General features: G+C 54.1%; 24 protein-coding genes. 9 read left to right on the top strand and 15 right to left on the bottom strand.

Going from position 1 to position 23,473, the window contains the following annotated elements; all coding sequences use genetic code 11:
* The first annotated feature begins 169 nt into the window (after positions 1-169).
* On the top strand, positions 170-1,807 hold the full coding sequence (locus BLQ17_RS03055; protein WP_245694966.1) for a phosphoethanolamine transferase: 1,638 nt from the start codon (positions 170-172) through the stop codon (positions 1,805-1,807).
* Positions 1,808-1,909: 102 nt separating this feature from the next.
* Complete coding sequence (locus tag BLQ17_RS03050) at positions 1,910-2,635, top strand: phosphatase PAP2 family protein (RefSeq protein ID WP_245694964.1); 726 nt, start codon at positions 1,910-1,912, stop codon at positions 2,633-2,635.
* Between the two features lie 81 nt (positions 2,636-2,716).
* Here the strand turns inward: BLQ17_RS03050 and BLQ17_RS03045 are convergent, their stop codons facing one another.
* The 6 genes from BLQ17_RS03045 to cbiM form a co-directional block, all read right to left on the bottom strand.
* A complete protein-coding gene (locus tag BLQ17_RS03045; RefSeq protein WP_092219657.1) occupies positions 2,717-3,430 on the bottom strand; it encodes an energy-coupling factor ABC transporter ATP-binding protein in 714 nt (237 codons plus the stop codon).
* Between the two features lie 36 nt (positions 3,431-3,466).
* Positions 3,467-4,537 carry a redox-regulated ATPase YchF gene (gene ychF / locus BLQ17_RS03040; RefSeq protein WP_092219655.1) on the bottom strand — a complete coding sequence of 357 codons (1,071 nt, stop codon included), beginning with the start codon at positions 4,535-4,537 and terminating at the stop codon, positions 3,467-3,469.
* Positions 4,538-4,662: 125 nt separating this feature from the next.
* Positions 4,663-5,409 carry a cobalt ECF transporter T component CbiQ gene (gene cbiQ / locus BLQ17_RS03035; protein WP_092219653.1) on the bottom strand — a complete coding sequence of 249 codons (747 nt, stop codon included), beginning with the start codon at positions 5,407-5,409 and terminating at the stop codon, positions 4,663-4,665.
* A gap of 20 nt (positions 5,410-5,429) precedes the next feature.
* Positions 5,430-6,236 carry a DUF4198 domain-containing protein gene (locus tag BLQ17_RS03030; protein ID WP_092219651.1) on the bottom strand — a complete coding sequence of 269 codons (807 nt, stop codon included), beginning with the start codon at positions 6,234-6,236 and terminating at the stop codon, positions 5,430-5,432.
* Positions 6,237-6,251: 15 nt separating this feature from the next.
* Positions 6,252-6,875: a hypothetical protein gene (locus BLQ17_RS03025; protein WP_092219649.1), complete on the bottom strand. Its 624-nt coding sequence runs from the start codon at positions 6,873-6,875 to the stop codon at positions 6,252-6,254.
* The gene (gene cbiM, locus BLQ17_RS03020; protein WP_092219646.1) at positions 6,872-7,477 is read right to left on the bottom strand and encodes a cobalt transporter CbiM; all 606 of its coding nucleotides are present in this window, start codon (positions 7,475-7,477) and stop codon (positions 6,872-6,874) included. Before cbiM ends, BLQ17_RS03025 begins: the two co-directional genes overlap by 4 nt.
* Positions 7,478-7,610: 133 nt before the next feature.
* On the opposite strand from cbiM, the gene tsaA reads away from it, so the two are divergent.
* Positions 7,611-8,312 (top strand): tRNA (N6-threonylcarbamoyladenosine(37)-N6)-methyltransferase TrmO, encoded by a 702-nt coding sequence (tsaA, locus tag BLQ17_RS03015; RefSeq protein ID WP_092219642.1) that lies wholly within the window; start codon positions 7,611-7,613, stop codon positions 8,310-8,312.
* A gap of 36 nt (positions 8,313-8,348) precedes the next feature.
* Here tsaA and lptC read toward each other — a convergent pair whose 3' ends face one another.
* Genes lptC through BLQ17_RS02995 form a run of 4 tightly spaced genes read right to left on the bottom strand, consistent with a single transcriptional unit; the run spans position 8,349 to position 12,063 of the window.
* Entirely contained in the window at positions 8,349-8,927 is a 579-nt protein-coding gene (lptC, locus tag BLQ17_RS03010; protein ID WP_092219640.1) for an LPS export ABC transporter periplasmic protein LptC, read from the bottom strand.
* Positions 8,924-9,568 carry a KdsC family phosphatase gene (locus BLQ17_RS03005; protein WP_092219637.1) on the bottom strand — a complete coding sequence of 215 codons (645 nt, stop codon included), beginning with the start codon at positions 9,566-9,568 and terminating at the stop codon, positions 8,924-8,926. Before BLQ17_RS03005 ends, lptC begins: the two co-directional genes overlap by 4 nt.
* The gene (kdsA, locus tag BLQ17_RS03000) at positions 9,565-10,401 is read right to left on the bottom strand and encodes a 3-deoxy-8-phosphooctulonate synthase (RefSeq protein ID WP_092219635.1); all 837 of its coding nucleotides are present in this window, start codon (positions 10,399-10,401) and stop codon (positions 9,565-9,567) included. The genes BLQ17_RS03005 and kdsA overlap by 4 nt, the downstream gene beginning before the upstream one ends.
* A gap of 6 nt (positions 10,402-10,407) precedes the next feature.
* The gene (locus tag BLQ17_RS02995; RefSeq protein ID WP_092219633.1) at positions 10,408-12,063 is read right to left on the bottom strand and encodes a CTP synthase; all 1,656 of its coding nucleotides are present in this window, start codon (positions 12,061-12,063) and stop codon (positions 10,408-10,410) included.
* A gap of 184 nt (positions 12,064-12,247) precedes the next feature.
* On the opposite strand from BLQ17_RS02995, the gene msrB reads away from it, so the two are divergent.
* Positions 12,248-13,306 (top strand): peptide-methionine (R)-S-oxide reductase MsrB, encoded by a 1,059-nt coding sequence (gene msrB, locus BLQ17_RS02990; RefSeq protein ID WP_092219631.1) that lies wholly within the window; start codon positions 12,248-12,250, stop codon positions 13,304-13,306.
* A 36-nt stretch (positions 13,307-13,342) separates the two neighbouring features.
* Here msrB and BLQ17_RS02985 read toward each other — a convergent pair whose 3' ends face one another.
* Together BLQ17_RS02985 and BLQ17_RS02980 are read right to left on the bottom strand one after the other, a co-directional pair.
* Positions 13,343-14,068 (bottom strand): YkgJ family cysteine cluster protein, encoded by a 726-nt coding sequence (locus BLQ17_RS02985; protein WP_092219628.1) that lies wholly within the window; start codon positions 14,066-14,068, stop codon positions 13,343-13,345.
* A gap of 69 nt (positions 14,069-14,137) precedes the next feature.
* Positions 14,138-14,668 carry a YqaA family protein gene (locus tag BLQ17_RS02980; protein ID WP_245694960.1) on the bottom strand — a complete coding sequence of 177 codons (531 nt, stop codon included), beginning with the start codon at positions 14,666-14,668 and terminating at the stop codon, positions 14,138-14,140.
* A 199-nt stretch (positions 14,669-14,867) separates the two neighbouring features.
* On the opposite strand from BLQ17_RS02980, the gene BLQ17_RS02975 reads away from it, so the two are divergent.
* Both BLQ17_RS02975 and BLQ17_RS02970 read left to right on the top strand, forming a co-directional pair.
* Positions 14,868-16,097, top strand: coding sequence for a lytic murein transglycosylase (locus BLQ17_RS02975; RefSeq protein WP_245694958.1), 1,230 nt, complete (start codon positions 14,868-14,870; stop codon positions 16,095-16,097).
* 197 nt (positions 16,098-16,294) lie between these two features.
* Positions 16,295-16,954, top strand: coding sequence for a DUF2959 domain-containing protein (locus BLQ17_RS02970; protein ID WP_245694956.1), 660 nt, complete (start codon positions 16,295-16,297; stop codon positions 16,952-16,954).
* 75 nt (positions 16,955-17,029) lie between these two features.
* On the opposite strand, the gene BLQ17_RS02965 is transcribed toward BLQ17_RS02970, so the two are convergent.
* The gene (locus tag BLQ17_RS02965; RefSeq protein WP_176761058.1) at positions 17,030-17,458 is read right to left on the bottom strand and encodes a universal stress protein; all 429 of its coding nucleotides are present in this window, start codon (positions 17,456-17,458) and stop codon (positions 17,030-17,032) included.
* Positions 17,459-17,807: 349 nt separating this feature from the next.
* On the opposite strand from BLQ17_RS02965, the gene BLQ17_RS02960 reads away from it, so the two are divergent.
* Together BLQ17_RS02960 and BLQ17_RS02955 are read left to right on the top strand one after the other, a co-directional pair.
* Positions 17,808-18,860, top strand: a complete 1,053-nt coding sequence (locus tag BLQ17_RS02960; protein WP_092219620.1) for a GNAT family N-acetyltransferase — start codon at positions 17,808-17,810, stop codon at positions 18,858-18,860.
* A gap of 12 nt (positions 18,861-18,872) precedes the next feature.
* The gene (locus tag BLQ17_RS02955; protein ID WP_092219618.1) at positions 18,873-20,021 is read left to right on the top strand and encodes a hypothetical protein; all 1,149 of its coding nucleotides are present in this window, start codon (positions 18,873-18,875) and stop codon (positions 20,019-20,021) included.
* Positions 20,022-20,030: 9 nt separating this feature from the next.
* Here the strand turns inward: BLQ17_RS02955 and BLQ17_RS02950 are convergent, their stop codons facing one another.
* Positions 20,031-21,830 carry an SLC13 family permease gene (locus BLQ17_RS02950; RefSeq protein WP_245694954.1) on the bottom strand — a complete coding sequence of 600 codons (1,800 nt, stop codon included), beginning with the start codon at positions 21,828-21,830 and terminating at the stop codon, positions 20,031-20,033.
* 183 nt (positions 21,831-22,013) lie between these two features.
* Here BLQ17_RS02950 and BLQ17_RS02945 point away from each other — a divergent pair, with 183 nt between their 5' ends.
* Complete coding sequence (locus BLQ17_RS02945; RefSeq protein WP_218121706.1) at positions 22,014-23,165, top strand: glycosyltransferase family 10 domain-containing protein; 1,152 nt, start codon at positions 22,014-22,016, stop codon at positions 23,163-23,165.
* Positions 23,166-23,195: 30 nt separating this feature from the next.
* On the opposite strand, the gene BLQ17_RS02940 is transcribed toward BLQ17_RS02945, so the two are convergent.
* Complete coding sequence (locus BLQ17_RS02940) at positions 23,196-23,456, bottom strand: hypothetical protein (protein ID WP_092219617.1); 261 nt, start codon at positions 23,454-23,456, stop codon at positions 23,196-23,198.
* Positions 23,457-23,473 lie beyond the last annotated feature (17 nt).

The raw sequence follows: 23,473 nt of genomic DNA, 5'->3' as shown, positions 1-23,473 counted from the left end.
GGTGAAGGTTTTCATCCAGGCAGGCGCGACACCTTAACAGGCGGTTATCTTCATTATTTCTTCATCATCTGCCTGCTATAAAGCTTTTAATCAGGGGGCGGAGAGTCGGGGACCGCTGCCGATGGTCAGGATTGTCAACGCCATGCAACCACTTAAAGGAACTTTCTGCATGTTTAAAAACAAATATGAGATGCGGCCAACGACACTTATTATTCTGGTTTCGCTGTTTTTTGTTCTGTGCGGTAATATTGCTTTTTTCCGCAATGTGTTTGCCATATTCCCGGTCTCTTCCGAGAATATAGTTTTTTTGCTCTTTTTAGCGGTGGGGCTTGCGGTTCTGTTGACCTTCGTTCTCACTCTTGTCACCTTGAAATATACGATAAAACCTCTCTTACTGATTTTGCTGCTGATATCTTCTGTGACCGCATATTTCATGGATAACTACAATATCGTTATGGATGATGAGATGGTTCGGAGCGTTTTTGCCACCGACTGGCCCGAGACGTTCGATCTGCTCAGCTGGAAAATGGGCTTGTATGTTTTGCTTCTCTGTGTTGTCCCCAGCCTGTTTGTCTGTCGGGTGAAGCTGGTATATCCTCCCGTGAAGAAATCCGTAATATATAAAATAATAACATGTGTTGCTTCGGTTACGATCATTGTTGCCATGATACTTGGCGCCAGCGGACACTTTGCTTCATTTTTCAGGGAACACAAGCCGCTGCGTTATTATACAAACCCGTCATACTATCTCTATTCCACGGGGAAGTATGTGGCTGATCTGTTACATTTTTCTTCAGAAAAGACTGATATGGCTGCTCTGGGAAAGGATGCCCGGGTGGTCAAAGTCCCCGGCAGGGACAACGGGCGGCCGAAACTTGTGGTGCTGGTGGTGGGGGAGGCGGCAAGAGCCGACCACTTTTCGCTAAACGGTTATGCGAAAAAGACAAATCCTCTGTTGCAGAATGAAAATATAGTTGATTTCAGTAAGATGTATTCATGTGGAACCACAACGGCATATTCCGTCCCCTGCATGTTTTCCTCTTTTACCCGGGAGGATTACTCTCCCCAAAAGGGGCGTATGTATGAAAATATCCTGGATGTTCTGACGCACACAAAAAGCATCGAAATACTTTGGCGGGATAATAATTCGGACTCAAAAGGAGTCGCGTTGCGTGTTCCGTATGAGGATTTCCAGACACCCGCAACCAATCCCGTATGCGCCGACGGCGAATGCCGGGACGAGGGAATGCTCGCAGGGCTCGATCGGTATGTGGCTCACCATCCGGGGAAGGACATGTTGATAGTGCTGCATCAGAAGGGTAACCATGGTCCCGCCTATTACAAGAGATACCCGAAGGAGTTCGAGCGGTTTCAACCGGTTTGCAGGACCAATCAGCTGGAAAAATGCAGCCGCAAGGAAATAGCAAACGCTTACGATAACGCGCTGTTGTATACCGACTATTTTCTGTCGCGGGTGATCTCCTTTTTGAGGGGGTATGATGGTGGATACAATACCGCCATGCTGTATTACAGCGACCATGGTGAGAGTCTGGGCGAAAACAACATCTACCTGCATGGACTGCCCTACGTTATCGCTCCCGACGCTCAGACCCATGTCGCCTCCTTGATGTGGCTTGGCGGTGGAATGGCGGAAGTCGTCGATTTGCAAAAAATCAGGCAGGATAAAGACCTGCATTACAGCCATGACAATCTGTTTCACACCTTGCTCGGGATATTCAACGTGGATACGCAACTGTACAACAGGGATCTTGATCTCGTATCCAGCCAGGAAACAATAGTGCTGTGAGCTGTAGCCAGGTCAGCGAGCGGCAGTCCGGACCAGCAGCGACGCCGACAGAGTAGGTTGACCCCAGGGATAATCCATACATCTGAACAACAGGATTACGGTGTGTTGCAGACGGAAGAGATAAAAACGGAAGAGGGCAGGACTCACCTGCTTTTGCTGAATTTGCTGCCGGTTGTTCTCATCGCGCTGGCTATCATATCTGAATACAGCGGGTTTGACATTTGGTGGGTCTCTTTCTTTTACGATTCCACCAGACAACTTTGGCCCTATACCCATCATTGGTTGTTTGATGACGTCATCCATTCTGGAGGACAATATCTTGACAGGTCGTTCATCCTCGTCTGGTTAGCCGGTTTTATCATGGTAAATATGAGGAGGGAACTGGCTTCATATCGAAAAATATGCATATACTTTCTGGTTGCCAGCGCACTGGGCCCAGCCCTTGTCGGCATTGGGAAAAACATTACCCATATCTATTCTCCCTGGGATCTGGAACTGTTCGGCGGCATACAGCCTTATATCAGGTTGTTTGACAAGGTGCCCGACGGGGCTCCTCCGGGACATGCTTTTCCTGCAGGACATGCGGCTGGTGGCTATTGTTTTGTCAGCCTCTATTTTGTCTTTTTAAAGTATCGTTGTCGCTACAGGGTGTACGGTCTTGTTTTTGCCTTAATGCTCGGGCTTGTCTTCGGGGTGGCCCAGCAGGTCCGGGGAGCCCACTTCCCCAGTCACGACATGGCGACACTGGTTATCTGCTGGTATGTCTCCATGTATCTTTATTTCTTGTTTTATCCGCAGGAGTGGCAGGCCCTGGCTAAAAGCGGGTAGTCTGGCACCGGTATGATGCGTCCGGCCAGACGTCGCTGGTCTTTCGGCGTGTTTTGCTGCCTGAAAGAAGGTCTGCATGCGTTACAGGTTGTGGGTGTGGGGGTGGTCACCTGCTGCATGTACGTGGCGATGCACGTGGATATGGTCTTTCTGGCAGCGATGAATGTGCCCGTGGTCGATCATGTAGAGGACGGAGGTTGTGTGGCTGAGGAAATCCCAGTCGTGGGAGATGATTATCTGGTAAAGGTCGAGGTCCTGCAGGATTTCGATCAACCGGCTGGTGGTCTTGGGATCGAGGTTGTTGGTCGGTTCGTCGAGAAGCAGTATCCTGGGCCGCATGGCGAGGATGGTGGCCAGGGCGACCAGTTTTTTCTCCCCCCCGGAAAGCCTGTGGGTGATTCGCTCTTCAAATCCGGACAACCCAAGGTCTTCCAGGGTTCTCACCGCTATTTCCCTGGCTTCCCCGGGGCTGAACCCAAGATTGAGCGGACCGAAGGCGACGTCTTCGAGGACGGTGGGAGAAAACAGTTGGTCGTCTGAGCTCTGAAACAGAAAACCGACCTCCTTGCGCAGTGTCCTGAGATCCTGTTTGGTGGTCACGGGGCGGCCGTGAAAAAGCAGTTCGCCCTTATCGGGTTTTATGAGTCCGACCATCATGTGGAGCAGCGTTGTTTTACCGCACCCGTTGGGGCCAATGATCCCAGCTTTTTTATCTTCCACGGTAAAACTGAGATTGCTGAGAATCGGCTCTTTGGCCATGGGGTAGGTATAGCTCACCTCGCGCAGCTGCAGCATCTGTCACCTCGACGGGATAAAGGAAAAAATATCTGGTCAGACTTTAAAGCGAATATTGAGGATATCTCCGTCGACGACGATGTAATCCTTTCCCTGGAGATACATTTTTCCCGCTTTTTTCAACTCGGCTTCACTGCCCAGCTCCATAAGCTCCTCATACTTCATCAGCTCCGCACGGATAAAACCGCGCTGCAGGTCTGAGTGGATAACCCCTGCGGCAACCGGCGCCGGTGAGTCTTTTCTCACCAGCCACTGGCGGACTTCGTCCTTGCCCACGGTGAAAAAAGAGATAAGCCCCAGCGCTTTGAGACAGAGCCTTGTCAAGATGCCAAGAGCCGGCTCCTCAATGCCGAGGTCCTGGAGGAATTCCTCTTTTTCCTCTTCGGAGTCGAGCATCGCAATTTCCGACTCTACCTGGCCGCAGACCAGCATCGCTTCTATTTTCAAGTTCTGGCACCGCTCTTTTACCTGGTCGAGAACAGCGGTGCCGCCGAGCTGGTCTTCGGCGACATTGAACGCCAGAACCAGCTCTTTTCTCGTGATAAACGGGTAGCTGCGGATCATCATCTCCTCGTCATCGCTGATCTCAAACAGCCGCAGGGGCAACTCCTGTTCCAGGTGGTTCTGCATTTTCCGCATCAGTTCGAGCTCTTGCGCCTGGGTCTTGTCCTTTATCTTTTTCAGTGCGGACTCCAGCCGTTCGATGCGTTTTTCGACAAAGATCTGATCGTGCATGATCAGCTCGGAATTGACCATCTCCGCATCCCTGACCGGATCGACCGATCCTTCGGCATGGTACACCGCGTCGTCTTCAAAGACCCTTACGACGTGGCATATGGCGTCGACGTCGGCCATGTCTTTGAAAATCTCGCCGCCGGCAATGTTTTCCTGTTCCATCTTGGGAAACAGCACCAGGTCGATCCTGGCTCTCGCTTCCTTCTTGGGTTCATAAAGATCGACCAGCCGGTCAAATCTCGGATCGAGAATCTCCGTTGTTCCGGGAATCGGTTTTGCCTGGCCGCTCTGCTCTTTCAGTTCGTTGCCGGTAAGAGCCTGGAAAAGAGTTTTTTTGCCGGTCTGGGGAAGACCGATTATGCCAACTTTCATCTGTTGCACCTGTTGTTGTAGAAAAAAGTCCGTCTCGCCTGGGGGTATGGAGGACAAAATACCACCCTACTATACAATTAAGCAAGAAGATAGCGGCGATTTGTGCTCTTGCAGGAGGGCGGGCGTCAGAGAAGCTGCAGCAGGATAAGCGATCCCGTTGCGGTAAGCGCGACCAGGAGGAAAACGATGTCGCGGTAAGTCATGGCCTGCTGGTCCATGGGGATCAGTTTACCGTCAAACCCTCGCAGGAGCATGGCCTGGTGGATCCTCGATGACCGGTTCCAGCTCTTGACCAGCGTCATGCCAAAAAGGTAACCCACCGTCCGGTAGGTGTGCAGGTTTGTCCCGGGGACAAAACAGCGGAGTCTCGCCGCCCTGGTAAGGCGCAGATATTCCTGGTGAATGACGAAGATGTAACGGTAGGAAAACAGCAGCAGAAACGACAGCCTGTCGGAGATGTGCAGGGCTTTCAGGGCATGGCCTATGTTTGCCACGGAAGAGGTTGACAACAGGGCCATCAGGCTCAGGAGTATGGTGTTGGTTTTCAGGGTGATAAGAGCTGCAAGACGCAACCCGTCAAGGCTCAGCTGCAGGGGACCGACTGCGGTGGTCTGCTCGCCATAGGTTAGCGGCAGGGTTATCCAGAGAAAAATAGTGAAAAAATTGGCGCCGGCCAGCCTTTTCATTGCCGGAGAAAGGTCAAGCCGGGCCGTCATGAAGAGGGCGGCTGCCAGAACAAGACCGGCGGTCACCGCCGTAAAGCTCTGGGAGACGGCAATGACCGCGACAAAAAATACGGCAACTACCAGCTTTACCTTGGCGGATAATTTGTGAAGCAGGGAGTTGCCGTGGGTGAAACGTTCATCCATCATGGGGGATGACCTCTTCGCTGTTATTTCTGCTCAGTGTTTAAGGGAGTATCGAAATAAGTCCACAGTACCCCGCCGAGCTCTACGCCTTTTTCCGCGCCCTGCTTATCTTTGAGGGTGTACGGAGCCTCGGTCAGCGCGGCAAAGCCCCACCATCCCGGGAGAGGACAGGTGAAATGAAAAATGCCGTTGTCGTCCGTTGCAACCACCTGGGTGATGTGGTAATCGGACGGGGCGGACAGTTGCCGGGTGTTGTAAAGCTCCACCTCCACCTCGGTGTTCGGTGCCGGTTTGCCATCGATGAGAACCTGCCCGGTAAAACTGTTGCCGGCGTAGTTGCCGAAAGGTCGGGTCCTGGGGATGATCTCGACCGGCAGTCCTGCCGGCTTGTCCCAGCCCTGATCCTCTCCGTATGCCGGGATGATGGTCTTGGTGTAGTGGATTATGAAGACATCTTCAGCCGGTTCCCAGTAGGGTGACGGTTCCATGACAAAGGTGTAGATTCCCGGTCTTTTGAAGCTGAAACCACTACTCCAGCTGTTGTGGTCCATGAATTGAGAGCTGGTGAGCGTATCTGTGAGATCCTGCACCTTGCCGTTTACCGTGACGAAGAATTTTGCGGGAGCGTCAAGGTCCATGCCGATGTTTTCAAACGGGTGGGAAAATGATAGAGAGAGGTTGGTTGTCTTGTTGTGCTGTGTGATCACGGGTTGTTCCGGGATGACCATGCCGAAATGGGCATGGGATCGGGATGGCGAGCCAAGACCCAGTAAAATAAGCAAAACTGCTGTGAAAAGTGTGACAACGGGTGCGGATGTCCTGCGAGTCATTTACGACCTCCTTGTTTATTTTTTTCCTGAAGATTTCATATAAGCGGCAATACCTGCGATACCGAGTATATAGCCGATCCCCCCCAGGATATCCTGGAGTGACGGCCCCTGTTCACTTTGCTGTGCCAGCGAGCGCCTGATGGGCGCCAGCTTTTTTTCAAGAATGAGGTCGAGTTCGGCGGCGGTAAGTTCCCGGCAGACACCGCTGTTGCCGTTGCTGTCAGGAGAGGGTGGAGCGCTTGTCGATTTTTGCAGAGCGGCAACGGGTGGAGCGGCGGGGGCGACAGTATCGTCAACGGCGGTCAGTGAATATGCCCAGCTGTTTTTATGTCCGTCTCCGCTTGATACCACAATATCAAACTCTGTAGCGCCGGAACCTGTAAGAAGCGAGCGGGAAAACATGAACAGTCCCTCGCTGTCGGTCTTTCCAGTGACCACGGGTTGACCAGTCTGCCGGTTGATGACGGTAACGGCAGCGTTTTGTGCACCACGGCCGCCGCTGAACTTCGCTTCGGTGTACACCTCGTCTGCCTCGTCCCAGGCGAAGACCCTGATCTTGTGGGCCTCTGCCGAAACAGTAGCGGACAACACACACCAGATGGTAAAGAAGAATAACAGCAGATTTGTTTTGTTTTTCATGACTTGCCTATGGAGAGGAATTCCGGTTGCACCCTGCTCAGAAAGAGGATGATGAACATGGTTATCACACCCTCGATAATCATCAGCGGGATATGGGCGGCCACCACCAGCTGCGCCGTCTGGAGAAATCCCTGGTCGCTTGTTGCCAGTGCCAGGGCCATCAGCAGCGAAGACAACAGCGGCGAGAAAAACCCCGCCGCAAAAGCAGCCATTTTCCGTTTATTGCCGTTGGTTTCAATCCATTTTCGGAAAAGATAGTAGCAGCCGACGGCCGGCAGGGCCATAACGGTTGTATTTGCACCAAGGACCACCAGGCCGCCGTATTGAAAAAAAATAGCCTGCAGCAGCAAGGCGATCAGGATAGCGGGAAAGGCGGACCAGCCGAGAACCAGCCCCATAAGCCCGCCAAGCACCAGATGAATGTTTCCCGGACCTAAGGGTACGTGGATCAACGACGCCACGAAGAAGGTCGCGGTAAGAAGCGAGACCGTCATGATATGGTCGTAATCGATTCTCTTGAGGCCGAGACCCGTGCCGACAAATGTTACTGCACCTCCGGCAACAAGCACTGCAGGACTTAGGACACCTTCAGAAATATGCATATGATCACCAGTTTGTTTGTAACACGATTTTGAAATGTGTGTTACAATACAGCTCTTCTCCTGCGGGTGTCAAGAAAATAATACATTTTTGAATTTCGTGTTAAAAAAGTAGGGTGTCTATTGGGAATAGGTGATGAAGATAGTAGCTGAACAGATTGGTGTGATTCATTCATGTTTTACAGAAAAATTCGGTATTCCCCGTCAACCCGGCATGGTCAAGTCATCGGTGGCCGAGCTTGAGTTGATATCTCCATATAATCGGGAGGAGATGGTTCGGGGGCTGGACCAGTTTTCCCACGTGTGGATACATTTTGTCTTTCACACCGTTGTCTGCCAAGGGTGGAAGTCGATGGTGCGCCCCCCCTGGCTCGGTGGAAAGAAAAAGGTCGGGGTCTTCGGCTGCCGGACTCCCCACCGCCCCAATCACCTGGGTCTTTCCGCTGTCAGGCTTGAGGGAATCGAGGTGCGAAAAAGCGGGCCGGTGCTCCTGCTCTCGGGAATCGACCTCCTCGACGGCACCCCGGTAATCGATATCAAGCCATACGTTCCCTACTGTGACAAAATAGACGACGCCGTTGCCGGATATGCAGATGGAGCGGTCCCCGGAGCTGAAGTGGTCTTCAGCGACAGCGCAGTGGAATTTTGTAACAGCTACCGGCTCCGGACCGGCAGGGATATCAAGACCCTTATTGCCGAGATGATCCGCCAGGACCCCCGGCCGGCAATCCAGAAAAACTCGGAAAAGAGCTCCTTTGGCATGTTGCTGTGGGATGTCAATGTCCGGTTTCAGGTAACAGGCGCCGATTTCTTTGTTGAAAGTTGCCACATGGTGTAGCGAAGATCTTGGGAGAAGAGAAATGCCCGGGCAATCTCAGGGAGTTTCGAACCGGTTGAGCAGGCAGTGGACCCTTTTGTCGATAACGTAGGTCTCACTGTCAATGTCGTAGTGAAATCTGCCACCGTTTATTACCGCTCCTTCAGCTTCCAGGCGGGTGGCACCGGGGCAGTTCACTGTTCGTTTTTCGTTGTCGTAGAGCAGGAGGTCGGTGTACAGGAACTGGTTGTCCGAGATCTTGTGCACCACCACGTCGTCGATAAGTGTGAGCAGTTCGGTTGTGGTGTTGTAACTCCCTCTGCGGGCAACTATTTTGGTGACGTTGCCGCCATCGTCTAAGAGATCTGCGTCCACCTCGTCCATCAGCAACAGATCCTTGTCTTCCCCGGTACGCGCTCTCTGCGCGATAATAACCGCACTGACCTTGCTGTTTTTATGCTGGGTAATTTTTACCGAGTCGAGGGTGAAGTCATGTTTTTTGCCAACCTCTGTCGCGACCTGCTTGTCGAAGCCTCCGCGGGGGGCGAGGAATTTGCCGACAGGTACGGACCAGAGGGGAAATGTTGCAAACAGCAGCAGCGGAATCAGCCAGATGATGTTTCGATGCAGTTTCATCGGTTTGTATATTTCTGTAAAAGCCCCGGCAACATTTTTTTGGCCTCGAGAATCAGGCTGCAGGCTTCCCGGACCGCGCCGGAGCCACCGCTTTTTTCGGTAACGTAATGGGCCGCGTTTTTGACTTCGTCCACCCCGTTGGCCGGGGCGATGGCCAGGCCGACCTGGACCAGGATGCAGAGGTCGAGCCAGTCGTCACCCATGTAGGCCACCTCGAACGGCTTGAGCCCGGCGTCGGTTAAAATCTGTCTGAAGGCACCGTTCTTGCTTTTCTGGCCCTGGTACACGTATCGGATTTTCAGCTCCTCGGCCCGGCGGGCAACTATTTCCGATTGTCTTGCGGTGATGATACCGGTCTCGATGCCGCTTTCCCTGAGCAGCCTGATGCCGAAACCGTCCTGGGTATTGAAAGCTTTGGCTTCTTCGCCTCCGCTGGTGTAGAGCAGGTTGCCGTCGGTGAGTACGCCGTCGACGTCAAGAAGCAGCAGTTTTATGTCTGTGCCCCGTGAAAGGGCGAGCTTTCTTGCAGGGTCCGTTTCGGCTCCGGTTTTCTCCCGTACCCGGGTCCGGTAGTTCTCCAGTACCTGACAGTCCGAAGGGTAATTCCCTGGGCTGGAAGGGCAATCCGAGGACATTGTCATGCCACCGCGTTCCGGATTCGGACGACTTTTTCAAGCAGCTGCTCTACCGCGTCGAGGGCGAGTGAGTTGGGGCCGTCGCACAGGGCCTTGTCCGGCTGCGGGTGAACCTCCATGAACAGCCCGTCAATGCCTGCCGCCACCGCGCCTTTGGTGAGCGGTTCGATAAATTCCCGCTGCCCCCCCGACGACCCTCCGGCACCGCCGGGAAGCTGTACCGAGTGGGTCGCATCGAAAATGACCGGACACCCGAAGGAGCGCATTACCGGAAGAGAGCGCATATCGACCACCAGGTTGTTGTAGCCAAAACTTGCACCGCGCTCAACGAGCATGACATTCCTGCCGCCACCACCGCGCACTTTATCCACCGCGTTTTTCATGTCCCACGGGGAGACGAACTGCCCTTTTTTTATACTTACCGGCTTACCTGTTTCAGCAGCAGCCTTAAGCAGGTCCGTCTGCCTGCAGAGAAAAGCGGGGATCTGGATGATGTCCAGTACTTCACCCGCAGCCTTGGCCTGGGTGAAATCATGAATATCGGAAACCACGGGCACGCCGATCTGCGACCGGATCTTGGCAAGAGCACCAAGACCTTCCTCAAGGCCCGGGCCCCGGTAGGAAGAGAGCGAGGTCCGGTTGGCCTTGTCAAAAGATGCCTTGAAGACGTAAGACAGGCCGAGCCGTTCACAGATCTCGGCCATTTTCTCCGCTACTCTGGCGCACAGTTCGTACGATTCAAGAGCACAGGGACCGGCGATGAGCAGCAGCGGCCTGTTGTCGCCGACGGTGATCGCATCACTGTTGGGGGAGGTGATTTTTACGGATATTTCATCCATGCCGGGCTACTCCGTTTTATGTCGCAGGGCGGCACTGATAAATTCCCTGAACAGCGGGTGCGGCTGCATCGGCTTCGACTTGAACTCGGGGTGGAACTGGCACCCGACAAACCACGGGTGGTCGATGATCTCGACTATCTCCACCAGGTTGTTGTCCGGAGAGGTACCGGAAATGATCAGGCCGTTTTCTTCAAGCTGCTGCCGGTAGTCGTTGTTGAACTCGAACCGGTGCCGATGTCTCTCGCTTATCTCCTCTTGGCGGTATGCCTTGTATGCGTTGGACTCCTTGTTAAGCACACACGGATAGGCGCCGAGGCGGAGGGTGCCGCCCAGATCAGAATCTTCATCACGGACCTGAACCTGGTTGGTGCGATAATCGAACCACTCCTTGATCAGGTAGATGACTGGATCGGGGGTGTTCTCGTCAAATTCCATGGAGTTGGCTTTGGGCAGGTCGAGCATCTCCCGGGCAAAGTCGATCACCGCCAGCTGCATTCCCAGACAGATGCCGAAAAACGGGATGTTGTTTTTTCTGGCGAAATTGATCGCCTTGATCTTGCCTTCAACGCCACGACGTCCGAACCCGCCGGGAACGAGAATGCCGTCGCAGCCGTCGAGCAGGCTGGCGACATTTTTCGACTCGAGGTCCTCTGCGCTGATATACTGCAGGTTTACCTTGGTGCCGTTGGCCAGACCGCCGTGTATCAGGGCTTCGTGCAGGCTTTTATACGATTCCGTAAGGTCAACGTATTTGCCGGTGATGGCTATGGTCACCTCGTTCTGGGGATTTTTTATGTTGTGTACCAGTTTTTCCCAGGAATTGATGTTCGGCTGACCGGTCCAGATATTGAGCAGTTCGAGGATCTTGCTGTCCAGCCTCTCCTTGTGCAGGTGAAGCGGCAGTTCATAGATGGTGTCGACGTCGACGGCGGTGATGACCGCATCTTTTGGTACGTTGCAGAACAGGCCGATTTTTGCCTTGAGGCTGTCCTCCAGCGGTATCTCGGTGCGGCAGACCAGGATATCCGGCTGTATGCCGTCTGCCCGTAGTTCGCGAACCGAATGCTGGGTCGGCTTGGTCTTCACTTCCCCCGCCGTCTTTATGTAGGGAACGAGGGTAAGGTGAACGAACAGGGTGTATTCACGGCCGAGGTCACTGCGCAGCTGGCGAATGGCCTCGATGAAAGGTAATCCTTCGATATCTCCTACGGTTCCGCCGATCTCGATGATCGCCACGTCGACGCTGCCGTCGAGCTGCAGGACGGCCTGCTTGATCTCATCGGTTATATGGGGAATGACCTGAACCGTACCGCCCAGGTATTCGCCCCGCCGTTCCTTGGAGATGACGCTGTAATAGATCCGGCCGGAGGTGTAGTTGTTTTTCTGGGCCATGACCGCGTTGGTGAAACGCTCGTAGTGGCCCATGTCCAGATCGGTTTCGGCACCGTCGTCGGTGACGTACACTTCTCCGTGCTGGAAGGGGTTCATGGTTCCCGGGTCGACGTTGATGTAAGGGTCGAGTTTCTGGAAAGTTACGGTGAGCCCTCTGCTTTCAAGGAGCGCACCGATAGCTGCAGAAGCAAGCCCTTTCCCCAGTGAAGAGAGGACGCCGCCGGTGACAAATATAAACTTGGTCCGTTTGGTGTTGTTTGATTTTTTCATGACTGGCACTATAGCAATGGCGCCCTATTTTTGAAACAGAAAATTCGCCGGAAATATCAAAAAAAAACAGTTTTCATAACCGTTAGTTGCAGTCTTTTGCGGAGCCGGGCGGCCATCACTTGCCTGAGGTGGTACAAGTGCCTATTCTTTCCTTGAACATTTCCCTCAGCCAATGGAGGAACAAATGTATTCATGGATAGCAGCAACAGTTGTGGTGGCGCTTGGTGTGTCATTTCTGGCGGTGACTGAAAATTTCATTGCCGGACAGAAGGAAGTTATTCTGGGAGGCGGCTGTTTCTGGTGCATGGAGCCGCCTTTTGAAGAACTTGAAGGGGTGATTGACGTGTCGGCCGGTTATTCCGGGGGACAGGAAGAAAATCCGACCTATCAGGAGGTATCGGCGGGTCGCACCTCCCACATAGAGTCGGTACGGGTGGTTTATGATCCTCAGGTGATAAGCTTTGCCGAGTTGCTCCAGGTGTTCTGGAAACATATCGATCCCACCGATGACGGCGGGCAGTTTGCCGATCGTGGAAATCATTATAAAACGGCCATTTTTTATGGCAGCGAGGAGGAAAAGCGCATAGCCCAACTCTCAAAAAAAGAGCTTGACGCGTCGGGTATTTTTGCCCGCCCGGTGGTCACGGCGATTTTACCCAGGACCAGGTTTTACCGGGCCGAAGAGTATCACCAGGACTATTACCGGAAAAATGCGCTGCACTATAACGCCTACAAAGTAGGTTCCGGCCGGGCGGGGTTTCTTGAGAAGACATGGAAGGGGCGGCCCGAGGAGAAGAAGTACGCCAGGCCAGCAGATGAGGTGTTGCAGAGTCGGCTTACCGCCATGCAGTACCGGGTGACCAGGGAAGATGGCACGGAACCACCTTTTGATAACGAGTTCTGGGATAACAAGAGGGCTGGAATTTATGTCGACGTGGTCTCGGGAGAACCGCTCTTCAGTTCTCTTGATAAATTTGATTCCGGTACCGGATGGCCCAGTTTTTCAAGACCCCTGGTGGACGAAAACATAGTGGAGAAAAAGGACCTGAAGCTGTTTATGGTCCGTACCGAGGTGAGAAGCGCTGCGGCCGATTCCCACCTTGGCCACCTGTTTCCGGACGGACCCGAGCCGACCGGGCTGCGGTACTGTATCAACTCCGCCTCCCTGAGATTTATACCCGCTGGCGAACTTGAAGAGCAGGGGTATGGAGAATTTCTGCCGTTGTTTGACGGGCAGCAATAAGAGTCAGGAGGCACCAGGTGAAAAACCACACCGGGTTCAGCGACCGTTGAGGATATCTTCAATCCTTCTGCCGTCCACTTCGGTATTGAAGATCTTCTCAAGAAGCGGGATCACCTGTGCTCCCTCCTCTTCACCGATGAGGAAACCGGGAAGGGGCTTTGCGGTGAGGATGTGCATCCTTCTGGCGACCAGTTCGGACTTGTCCAGTTTTTCAGCAAGAACCTTGAACTCGCTTATGTCGAGAAGGGCAAAGAGCACATCGATCATGTTGCCCCAGTACTCGTTTTGTCCCAGGTGTTCGATGAGCTGACTGACAGCTGTTCCGGCGGCGAGATAGTAGTCCGGAACAGTAGCGCAGACCTCGGAACTGCAGCGGGATGAGGAGGCGAAAAACCTGCAGCCGAAAGGACGTACCGGGTAGACCGTGCAGGTGTCTTCCTCCAGAAAGGGACACCTGGCGGCGGATGCGCAACCGTTGTCGTCAACGTCTTTTTCTTCAAGGCACGCTTTGGCGAAATCGTTGGTTGTCAATACCGGGCGGGTGGGGTTGAGCCTGTCGGCTGAAAGCTGGTCGGCAAACCATTCCAACCGACCGGATGCGACAATATACCTGAGGATTTTTTCACCCTCAAGGGCGGTTATGGTGACATTCTGGGTACAGCAGGTGCTGCATCCCTGGCGGCAGACGGGGACGAACTCCCTGCTGCCGGCGCACCAGTCGGTGAAAGTATCGTAAATTTGCTCAAGAATCCTCTGTTTCATTGCAACCGCCCTCTCTGGATAATAATAGATGACAACAATCTCTCCACCACCATGGCGGCGGGATAATTGTTAAGATAGTTGTTCGACAGCTTTTTTTGCCAAGATGGCAACTATTGAATATCTCGCCAGTTTTCCGGTAAACACCAGGAGCGAAAACCTGATGAATCCGGTCTTGAAAACACCTGCGACAAGGCAGAGTGCGTCGCCGACGACCGGCAGCCAGCTCAGCAGCAGGGTCCAGGTCCCGTATTTCAGGTACAGCCGTTTTGCCCGCATAAGCTCAGCCTGGTCCATGCGCAGGAGCCTGGTGAAGACAAGCTCCGTCCCCAAAACGCCGATGGCAAAGGTGGTGCACCCCCCGAGGTAGTTGCCGATGGAGGCTGTTGCTACGGTGGTTTCCAGGGGAAACCCCTTGGTCACCATGACAACGACCAGCCATTCGGAGCCCAGCGGCACCAGGGTGGCTGCCAGAAAGCTTATGAGGAACAGGAGAAAAAAGGAGCTATCCCCTGAAAAAGTAAAAATATCCATAGAACATGAAAAATATTCGAAGATCGCCTGTTTGACAAGTTCTTCCCCCGGTCCTGGAAAAAATCTCAACCTGCAGTCGACTCCTCCAAGCGGTGCCTGGGACGGGGCTGCTCCCGATTATGATGGGAAAAGTGACACTGCTCTGGTAATTATTTGCAGTTAAACGGGAAGCAGCTTCTTTGTCTCCGATTCTCTGTCCACTGGTTGGAATTCAACGCAAAACAGGTGGGAGGCCGGGGAAAATTATGTGACGTAAGAGGAGATGGAAATGTTTTGTCGCAGGTGGAAGTTATCGATAATCCTGGCAACTTTTATGGTTATGGCCGGTTTTTCAGTGCATGCGGACGGTGATTTCGCACGCTGGATAGAAGATTTTTATCCAAAGGCAAAGGAGGCCGGGATCGAAAGTGAGGTTTTCTGGAAGGCGTTTGAACCGGTATCAAGCCCCGATGTTACGGTGCTGGAAAAGGCCGGGTATCAGCCGGAATTCAAGACCCGGATATGGGATTATGTCGACGGCCGGGTGAATTCGCTCTCAATAGAGCAGGGGCAGCGTATGTCCAGGTACCATCGCAACACCCTGGATCTGGTCGAAAAACAGTTTGGCGTGAGCCGTTTTATCCTTTTGGCGATCTGGTCGGTCGAATCGAATTACGGCGCGGTACTCGATCGGCCGGAACGGCTCCATTATGTTCCGGCAGCCCTTGCAACCCTTGCCTATGGGGACGTGAGACGACGGAAGTTTGCCGAAACCCAGCTGATTGCGGCATTGAAAATTTTTCAGCACAAAGACGTTGGGGTGGACGGATTCTACGGCTCGTGGGCTGGGGCCATGGGCCATACCCAGTTTATCCCTACCAGTTACCTCGCCTATGGGGTGGACATGGATAAAGACGGCCGGCGGGACGTCTGGAATTCGGTACCGGATGCGCTGGCGACTGCTGCCAACCTGCTGAAGGAAAATGGATGGCGCACCGGCAAAACCTGGGGCTATGAGGTTGTCCTGCCCAACTTGCCGGAAGCGGCCTTGCAACAGTACGAAGGGCAGACCAGGCTGCTCTCTGAGTGGCAGCAGCTGGGGTTTGTCCGGCCCGGAGGTAAAAGATTTGTCCGATCCGGAGAGAAGGCGGTGCTGAAGATGGTTGCCGGTACCGAAGGGCCCGGTTTTCTGATGATGAGAAACTTTTTTGTGCTTAAACGCTACAATAACGCCGACGCCTACGCCCTTGCCGTGGGGCTTCTTGGTGACCGCATCGCCGGGGTGGGTGAGCTGGTGCAGCCATGGCCGCGTCCCCCGGGATCCCTGACGTTTGAGCAACAGCTCACCCTGCAGAGAGCACTGCAGAAAGGCGGCTGGTATTCGGGGAAAATCGATGGCTATATAGGTGATGCAAGCCGGGCCGCCATCAGGGAATTTCAACTCAGAAACGGAATGGCCCCGACGGGTATCGCCTCGGAAAAGCTGCTGGAATCGCTGCTGGACCGTTTACCCGAGTAATGAAAAATGGTGAAAAACCAACCCGGATCAGGCGCGAAAAATATTGGAAGGTGACAAAATTGCGGTTGCGGTTTGTAAGTTATCTCCATATTTATTATAACATTACGATACCATAGAGGCCATGAAGGGGAAAACTGCTGGTGGGGCTGTGGTGTCGCATGGAGCAGATTCTGATAAAATTCTAGAGGAGGAGTGCAATGAGTAGTAGATGGATGACTGCACCGCTTAACATAATGGCTGGTGTGTTGCTGTTGCTGATGTTTGGCGGATGTTCCGGCACCTATTACAGTGCCATGGAAAAGATGGGCAAGCATAAACGGGATATAATGGTCGACCGGGTCGAAAGTGCGCGGGATGCCCAGAGCGAAGCCCAGGAGCAGTTTAAATCGGCGCTTGAGCAGTTTGATTCGGTCGTGAAACTGCAGGAGACGGACCTGAAAAAAGCGTACGACAGGTTGAGCGGAGAATATGAAAAGAGTGTGGAGGCCGCTGACAATGTTGTCCACCGGATCGACAAGGTAGAGGATGTCGCCGAGGATCTTTTTGATGAGTGGGAGCAGGAACTCGAACAATACCAGTCCAGGGAGCTGAAACAGGCAAGCAGCAGGCAGATGCAGCAGACCAGAAGAAGATACAAGGAGATGCTGCATTCCATGAAGATGGCCGAAAAAAGCATGGAGCCGGTGTTGAAAATTTTTCGCGACAACGTCCTGTTTCTCAAACACAACCTGAACGCGCAGGCGATCGGCTCGCTGCAGTCGGAATTTGCCACTCTCAAGGGGCAGATCGATAGCCTTATCGGCAAAATGAACAAGGCGATCGAATCATCCAACGAGTTTATCGAAGGCATACGGTAGGCGCACCCCGTCACTGCGTACCCAAACAGGCGGGGCGCGCCAGGCCGGTAACGCTGTTGTGCCGTATCTCCCCGGTTACGGCACAACCATTACCGGACAGTAGATGGTGTTGAGCACCTTATGGGTCACGCTGCCAAGAAACAGTCCTGCAATGTCGCTGTGTCCGTGTGACCCCATGATAATCAGGTCGAACTCTTTTGACTTGGCCATTTTGGTCAGCACGATGCTTGGGGACCCGTCTATTGCTTCAAGCTTGTACTCCACACCCTGGTCGGCGAAGATAGCATCGGGTTTTTCCAGGAGTTTTTCGGCCTCCTTTCTACAGTTTTCCTGTAAATTGGTGACAATGGAGGAAGGGACTTCGGAAATGCTTAAACGCCATTCGTAGCAGTTGACTATGGTAACATGCGCCCCGGCAATTTTTGCCAGTTCAAGGGCGTAGCGGGCGGCGTTTATCGAGTGTTCGGACCCGTCGTAGGGAAGGAGAATATTCTTTATTTTCATGGGCAGCCTCCTTGTGGCAGGAATTGAACATGACATGTCGCTTCTCGATACGATGATCTTGTGTGTACTTCATTATAATACCTGGCTTGGCTTTTAGGCAAATCGGCGGCGCATTTCTCGACCGGAAAAACAACAATTTACCCGGAAAAACGATCCTGTCGGCACACTGTTATCCCACATGCCCCATGAAAACAGCCAGTTGCTTCTGCCATGGATGCAGAGTTCTCTATCTTCGCCAGGCTCCCAGGAAGAGCAGGTAAAAGCGTATAGCCCAGATGTTCTGTCCCGCAGAGGTGTCACCTCAGGGGGATTGTTGAGCTTTACCGGTAAAGCTGTGCTACAATGAAGCATGGTTACCATTACCAGAACTCCGGACAGACAACAGTGGAATCATTACGTAACCGGGCATGGGAAGAGCCTGTTCACGCATCTCTGGGGATGGGGAAGTTCTCTTGCACGAGTTTACGCTCAGCAGATCTTTCATCTTGCCGCTTGCAGCGATGGCCCGGGCGGCGGGATCACCGGCGTTCTGCCGTTGATTATGTTTACCCAAAAAAACGGCGGCAGCCGGCTGATTTCTCTGCCCTACAGTGATTCGGCGGGAATCCTCGCAGACGACCGGCAGAGCGCGGCGGCTTTGCTTGACGAGGCGTTGCGCCTTGCGGCAGGATACCGGGCCAAGCATCTTGAGCTTCGTCATGCTGCGCCAGGCTCAGCCGGCGTTGATGACTGTTTACGTGACGACCGGGGCTGGCGAAACCATTCGTTCAAAGTGGGAGTGTCCCGCTCCCTGCCAGGTTCTGCCCGGACGTTGTGGCGGGATTTGTCCGCCAAGGTCCGCAACCAGGTCCGCAAGGCGCGCAAAAATGGTTGCGACGCGGCGGTGGGCGGACGGGAACTGCTGGACTCCTTTTACCTCGTGTTTGCGCAAAATATGCGCGATCTCGGATCTCCCGTTCATCACCGCGCCCTGTTTGACGAGGTTGCAGCAGAGCTTGACGGTTTCTGCCGGGTGGTCGTGGTCCGCTATGACGCCACTCCTGTCGCGGCCGCCATGGTCTTTCGCTGTCGCGACACCCTGTACAACCCGTGGGCTTCATCATTGAGGCACTATCGGCCGCTGTGTCCGAATATGCTGCTTTACTGGACCATGCTCGAGTACGGCTGCAACAGCGGCTGCACTGTTTTTGATTTCGGCCGGTCTTCTCCAGAGGCTTCGACCTGCCGTTTCAAGCTGCAGTGGGGGGCGCGGATGACACCGCTTGCCTGGCAGGTGATTTCCCTTGCAGATCCCCCGTGGGACCCGCGGTCGGAACGCCTTGAGTACAACTGGATAAAAAACCTGTCCCTGGAACAATCGCTTAGGGCCGGTCCGCCGCTAAGGAGGCTGATCAGCCTCTGAAGATGAGGGTGTATGAACGGAATTGAGGTCGAAGGGTGTACTGTTGCGCTGCCAATGCCACTCTTCCTGCTGGTCGAGGATGTGGGCTGGTGGCAGGGATACGACGGCTCATCAATCCAGCAGCCGTACCGCAACAGGTTCGCCAGGAGACACTGTCTCGCCGACTACCGGGCACTGGCCGAACTTGGCCGAAAGCTCTCCATGCGCATCGGTATCGGCATGGTTATCGGCGAGTGGGACCGGAGCGACTGGCTTGCAAATGTTTCCGGGGCCACCTGGATGGGGCGGTCCTGGGACAACAGCGTGAACCGAACCCGAGAGCTTGACCGGGCCGCTGCCTTCCTCAATGAGCATCAAGACTATCTCGAACTTGCCGTGCACGGTCTGTGTCATGAATTCTGGATAAACGGTGAAATGGTGCGCTCAGAGTTTCATGATGAAAGCGGCACAATGCGGCCGCAAAAGACAGTTCGCAGCCATCTTCGGGCTTTTTTCCGGTTGCTCGACGAGAATTGCATCGTTGCCGCGCCGAGGCTATTTGTCCCGCCCGCCTTGAACCACAGCTTCGGCAATGGTCCCCGATCCTTCCAGGCTCTCCTGAGAGAATGGGGGATACGGTATGTTATTACCAGGTTTGCCAGGGCCCGCCACTATTCGCCACCCGTCCACCCGCTGCTGACCTGGGAGGAGGGGGTGGCAATACTTGAGCGCGGCATCGCCCCAGCCGCCTGGCACCAAAGTACTGTCTTGCCTGGCGGCACCATCTGCGGACCGGTGCTGCCGCTGCACTGGGGCAATCTTCTCCACCTCGATCCCCGACGCAACATGGAGCTGATCGATCCCTGGGCGGAGGCGATACTTGCCCGGGCAAAACGGATCGACTGCACGCTTTCACCAGACGTCGAGGCCTGTTTCAGGCAGGCTGCGGTATGCTTGTTCGGACAGATGAACAAGGTGGAAAAAGGGGTCGAGATCTCTCTGGAGCGTTTGCCGGAGCTGCTCCCCGCTGCCGGCGGTTTCGTGGTCAAGATCCGCCAGCTGGCAACCCGCAGTTGGCGCTGCAGCGGCGCCAACCTCAGGATGTTGCCGGCGGCGGACATCCTGGCCATGGAGATAATCCCGCACCCCGGCGTTTCCAGGGTGCGCCTCTTTTGCCGGTGAAAATCGGGGCTAAAAAGGCCAGATAAAAGGGATAAGCACGGTCGACGCGAGCACCACTAAAATATTGAGAGGAATCCCGAGCTTGAGGTAATCCATAAAGCGGTAGCCTCCGGGGCCGTAGACCATCAGGTTGGTCTGGTATCCCATCGGGGTTGCGAAACAGGCGCTGGCTCCGAAACAGATGCCGACGACGAATGGCTCGGCGGCGACGCCGATCCCCTGGGCGGTGGAGATGGCGATGGGCAACAGCAGTACCGCGGTGGCGTTGTTGCTGAGAATCTGGGTGCACACCGAGGTGGCCAGAATAACGGCGCCGAGGATGAGTGTCGGTGACAAGCCGGAGAACAGGTTGATAAAGGTTTCGGCATAGAGCTGGCTGGCCCCGGTTTTCTGCATTCCGGCACCGAGGGCGATGGTTCCTGCAATCAGCAGCAGGACATCGCCCTGGAGGGCGCGATAGGCGTCCCTCATTTGCAGGCAGCCGGTTATGATCATCAAGAAGGCCGCGGTGAGCGCGCAGGTCATGATATCGGCGATGCCTAGCGTTGCCGTACCTATCATGCAGGCGAAGTTGATGATCGACCACCATGCCTTGCGCTTATGTACCAGCTCCTCATAGACGTCCTCGATGACGATAAATTCTCCCTCCGAACGGATGGTTTCCAGTTTCGATTCATGGCACCAGATCAGCAGTACGTCGCCGACCTGCAGCTGAACGTCCTGGATCTGTTTTGCCGCAAGGTGCAGGTTAGATCGTTTGACGGCGATGATATGGATGTCCGGATCCCTGGCAAGAGCTGTCTGGTAAAGCTTGTGTCCCCTCAGGCCGGAGTGGGGCGAGAGGATCAGCTCTACCACGATGGGGGCGTCCTTCTGGGCGCCGAGGACAAGATCCTTTTCCGATGACGGCAGATCGACCGATTCGTTGTGCAGGATTGTCACCAGATCGTTGAGCGAGCCCTTGACCAGCAGGATATCGCCCTCGGCTACCTTGAACCTGTCTCTTCCCGGGTGGTAGATATGCGATTTGCTGACCAGCTCGATGACGTTGACGCTGGGATATTTGTCCTGGAACAACTCGCCCTGGTTTTTTCCCACCAGGTTGCTTTTGGCGGTAATCCTGAATTCGGCCAGGTAGAGCCTGTGCTGGTTGTCCTGAAGCTGACAGATTGGGTTTGCCAGTGCCGGGAGCACTTTGGGCGCAGCGAAATAGAGAAACACGATGCCGATGGCCGCAAGGGGGACGCCGAGTATCGACAACTCAAACATGGAGAGGCTCTGGTAGCCGTAACTTGCGCTCAGGTCACTGATGATGATATTGGTGGATGTTCCTATCAGCGTGCAGGTTCCCGCCAGGATCGACGCGTAGGAAACGGGGATCAGAAATTTTGACGGACTGAGGCCGAACTCGCAGCACATGGTCATCACCACCGGAATGAATAAAATAACCACCGGGGTATTGTTGATAAATGCCGAGGCCGCTGCAACGCAGAGCAGAATGATGATCAGCGCCAGTTTATGATTGCCCCGTGCGGCCTGGATGATTTTTCGGCCAATGAATTCGACGCCGCCGGTGCGCATCATGCCTTTTGACACAACGAACATTGCTCCGACGGTGATAAGCGCCGGGTTGGCGAAGCCGCCGATAGCTTCTTCCGGGGTAAGAATGTTGCTGACGACAAGCAGAACCATGATGCCGATGGCGGTAAGGTCCACCGATATTTTTTCGCTGACGAGAAAGTAGATCGTTATCAGCAGGATGGCTGAAACTATCCAGATATCCATAGGCTTGGTAAATATGGTTGGCAAAAGGGATGTGAATACCTAGACAGTAGTGGCTGTCGCCTGTTTTGTCCAGAGACAGGATGGTGGAGTGTGACGGATGAAAAAAATCTTGCCGGAGTGTCCGCTTCGTAATAGGGTGGGGTTGATTTTTTTTGCAGGCGGTTCATGCAACCATCAACAACAAACAGTGTGATGAAGGAGAAGGTCTTGTCAAAGCAGTTTTTCGCGTTCGGCAACGATGCCTCGAATTTGGCCGGAGGCGGGGATGGCAACTCGAGATGGGGAGAGCCTGCGGTGAGGGTGAAGTTTATGCACCGGGGATTGGAAAAAGGGCGATCCTTTGAAGGATTTTTACGCCAGTTCCCCGACTCGTTCCCCCAATGGGGAAATTGTTTGTTCGATTTTGACGTGGACTGCACCGACTATGACTGGCTGGTTGTCTATCAGGACCTGCCCAGATCCGGATCGTTTTTTACCGAAGAAAAACTGTGCTGTCCCCGGGAAAGGACCATGCTCATCACCGGAGAGCCGTCGACAATTACCGTTTTTGGCCGGGACTATCTTCGTCAGTTCGGCTGTATCCTGACGTTCCAGGAGCCCTGGGCGATGAATCATCCCAACGTGATTTTTCATCATCCCGGACTGATCTGGCATTACGGCCTGCCCTTTGACAAGGGCAAATTCCGGGTCTGGAATGAAATAGCGGCCGCCGAATTACCGGACAAGCCAAAGCTTTTGTCCACCGTCTGTTCCCAGCGGACCGGCAAGGTGACCCTGCATTCAGCCCGGGTCGAGTTCACATGGCGTCTCAAGGAGGAAATCCCCGAACTGGATATCTTCGGCCACGGCGTCAACCCGATGAACGACAAGGCGGAGGTGCTCGATCCGTACCGGTTTCATATAGCGGTGGAAAATCACGTCTACAATCATCATCTCACGGAAAAGCTGCCCGATGCGTTTCTCGGCTTTACCCTGCCTTTTTATCACGGAGCCCCGAACGCGACCGACTATTTTCCCAAGGAGAGTTTTATCCCGGTTGACATCAACGATTATCGGCGCACAAAAGAGATAATCCAGTTTCACCTGGCTAATAACGAGTACCCCGACAGGCTGCCCTACATCAAGGAGGCCAGGCGCAGAGTCCTTCATGACCAGAATCTGTTTGCGATTATAAGCCGCCAGATAAACGAGCAGGAAAAACGCATAACATCGGTCACTCCGGGAAAAGTTGTCCGCAACCGGTCGACGCTTCGGATAAAGAATCCGCTGGTGGGCTGTCGCAGCCTTCTGGAAAAAGCGAGTGTTAAAACATATCACCGCTTAACAGCCAGGTCCCGCACCAGACCGCGAAAAATCTAGCCGGCAAAACATGAGCAGCCGGCGCGGCTGTCAGCGCCGGTTTTTTTCCGCCAGCCGGGTGCTGAGCTCTTGTTCCAGTTGCGCCACTATCAGGGCGAGCGTGGGCGATAATCGAACGGGACCCTGGTTGTTCCAGCCCGTTTGCAGGGCCGCCCTGGTTTTCTGGCGAAACTGCTCCATGGAATCGACCAGCCCCTTCCAGCCGATCAGCTTCTGGACCACATGGCGCTCCTCGGGACTCAGGTCCCGGTCGGTGTCTATCTCTTTGTCGTTGGTTATTGTTATCAGCATCAGATTTTGTGGTGTTG

The organism is Desulforhopalus singaporensis (assembly GCF_900104445.1).
Classification (GTDB): domain Bacteria; phylum Desulfobacterota; class Desulfobulbia; order Desulfobulbales; family Desulfocapsaceae; genus Desulforhopalus_A; species Desulforhopalus_A singaporensis.
Note: the sequence above shows the minus strand (reverse complement) of the source record. Positions and strands in the feature narration are given on the sequence as shown.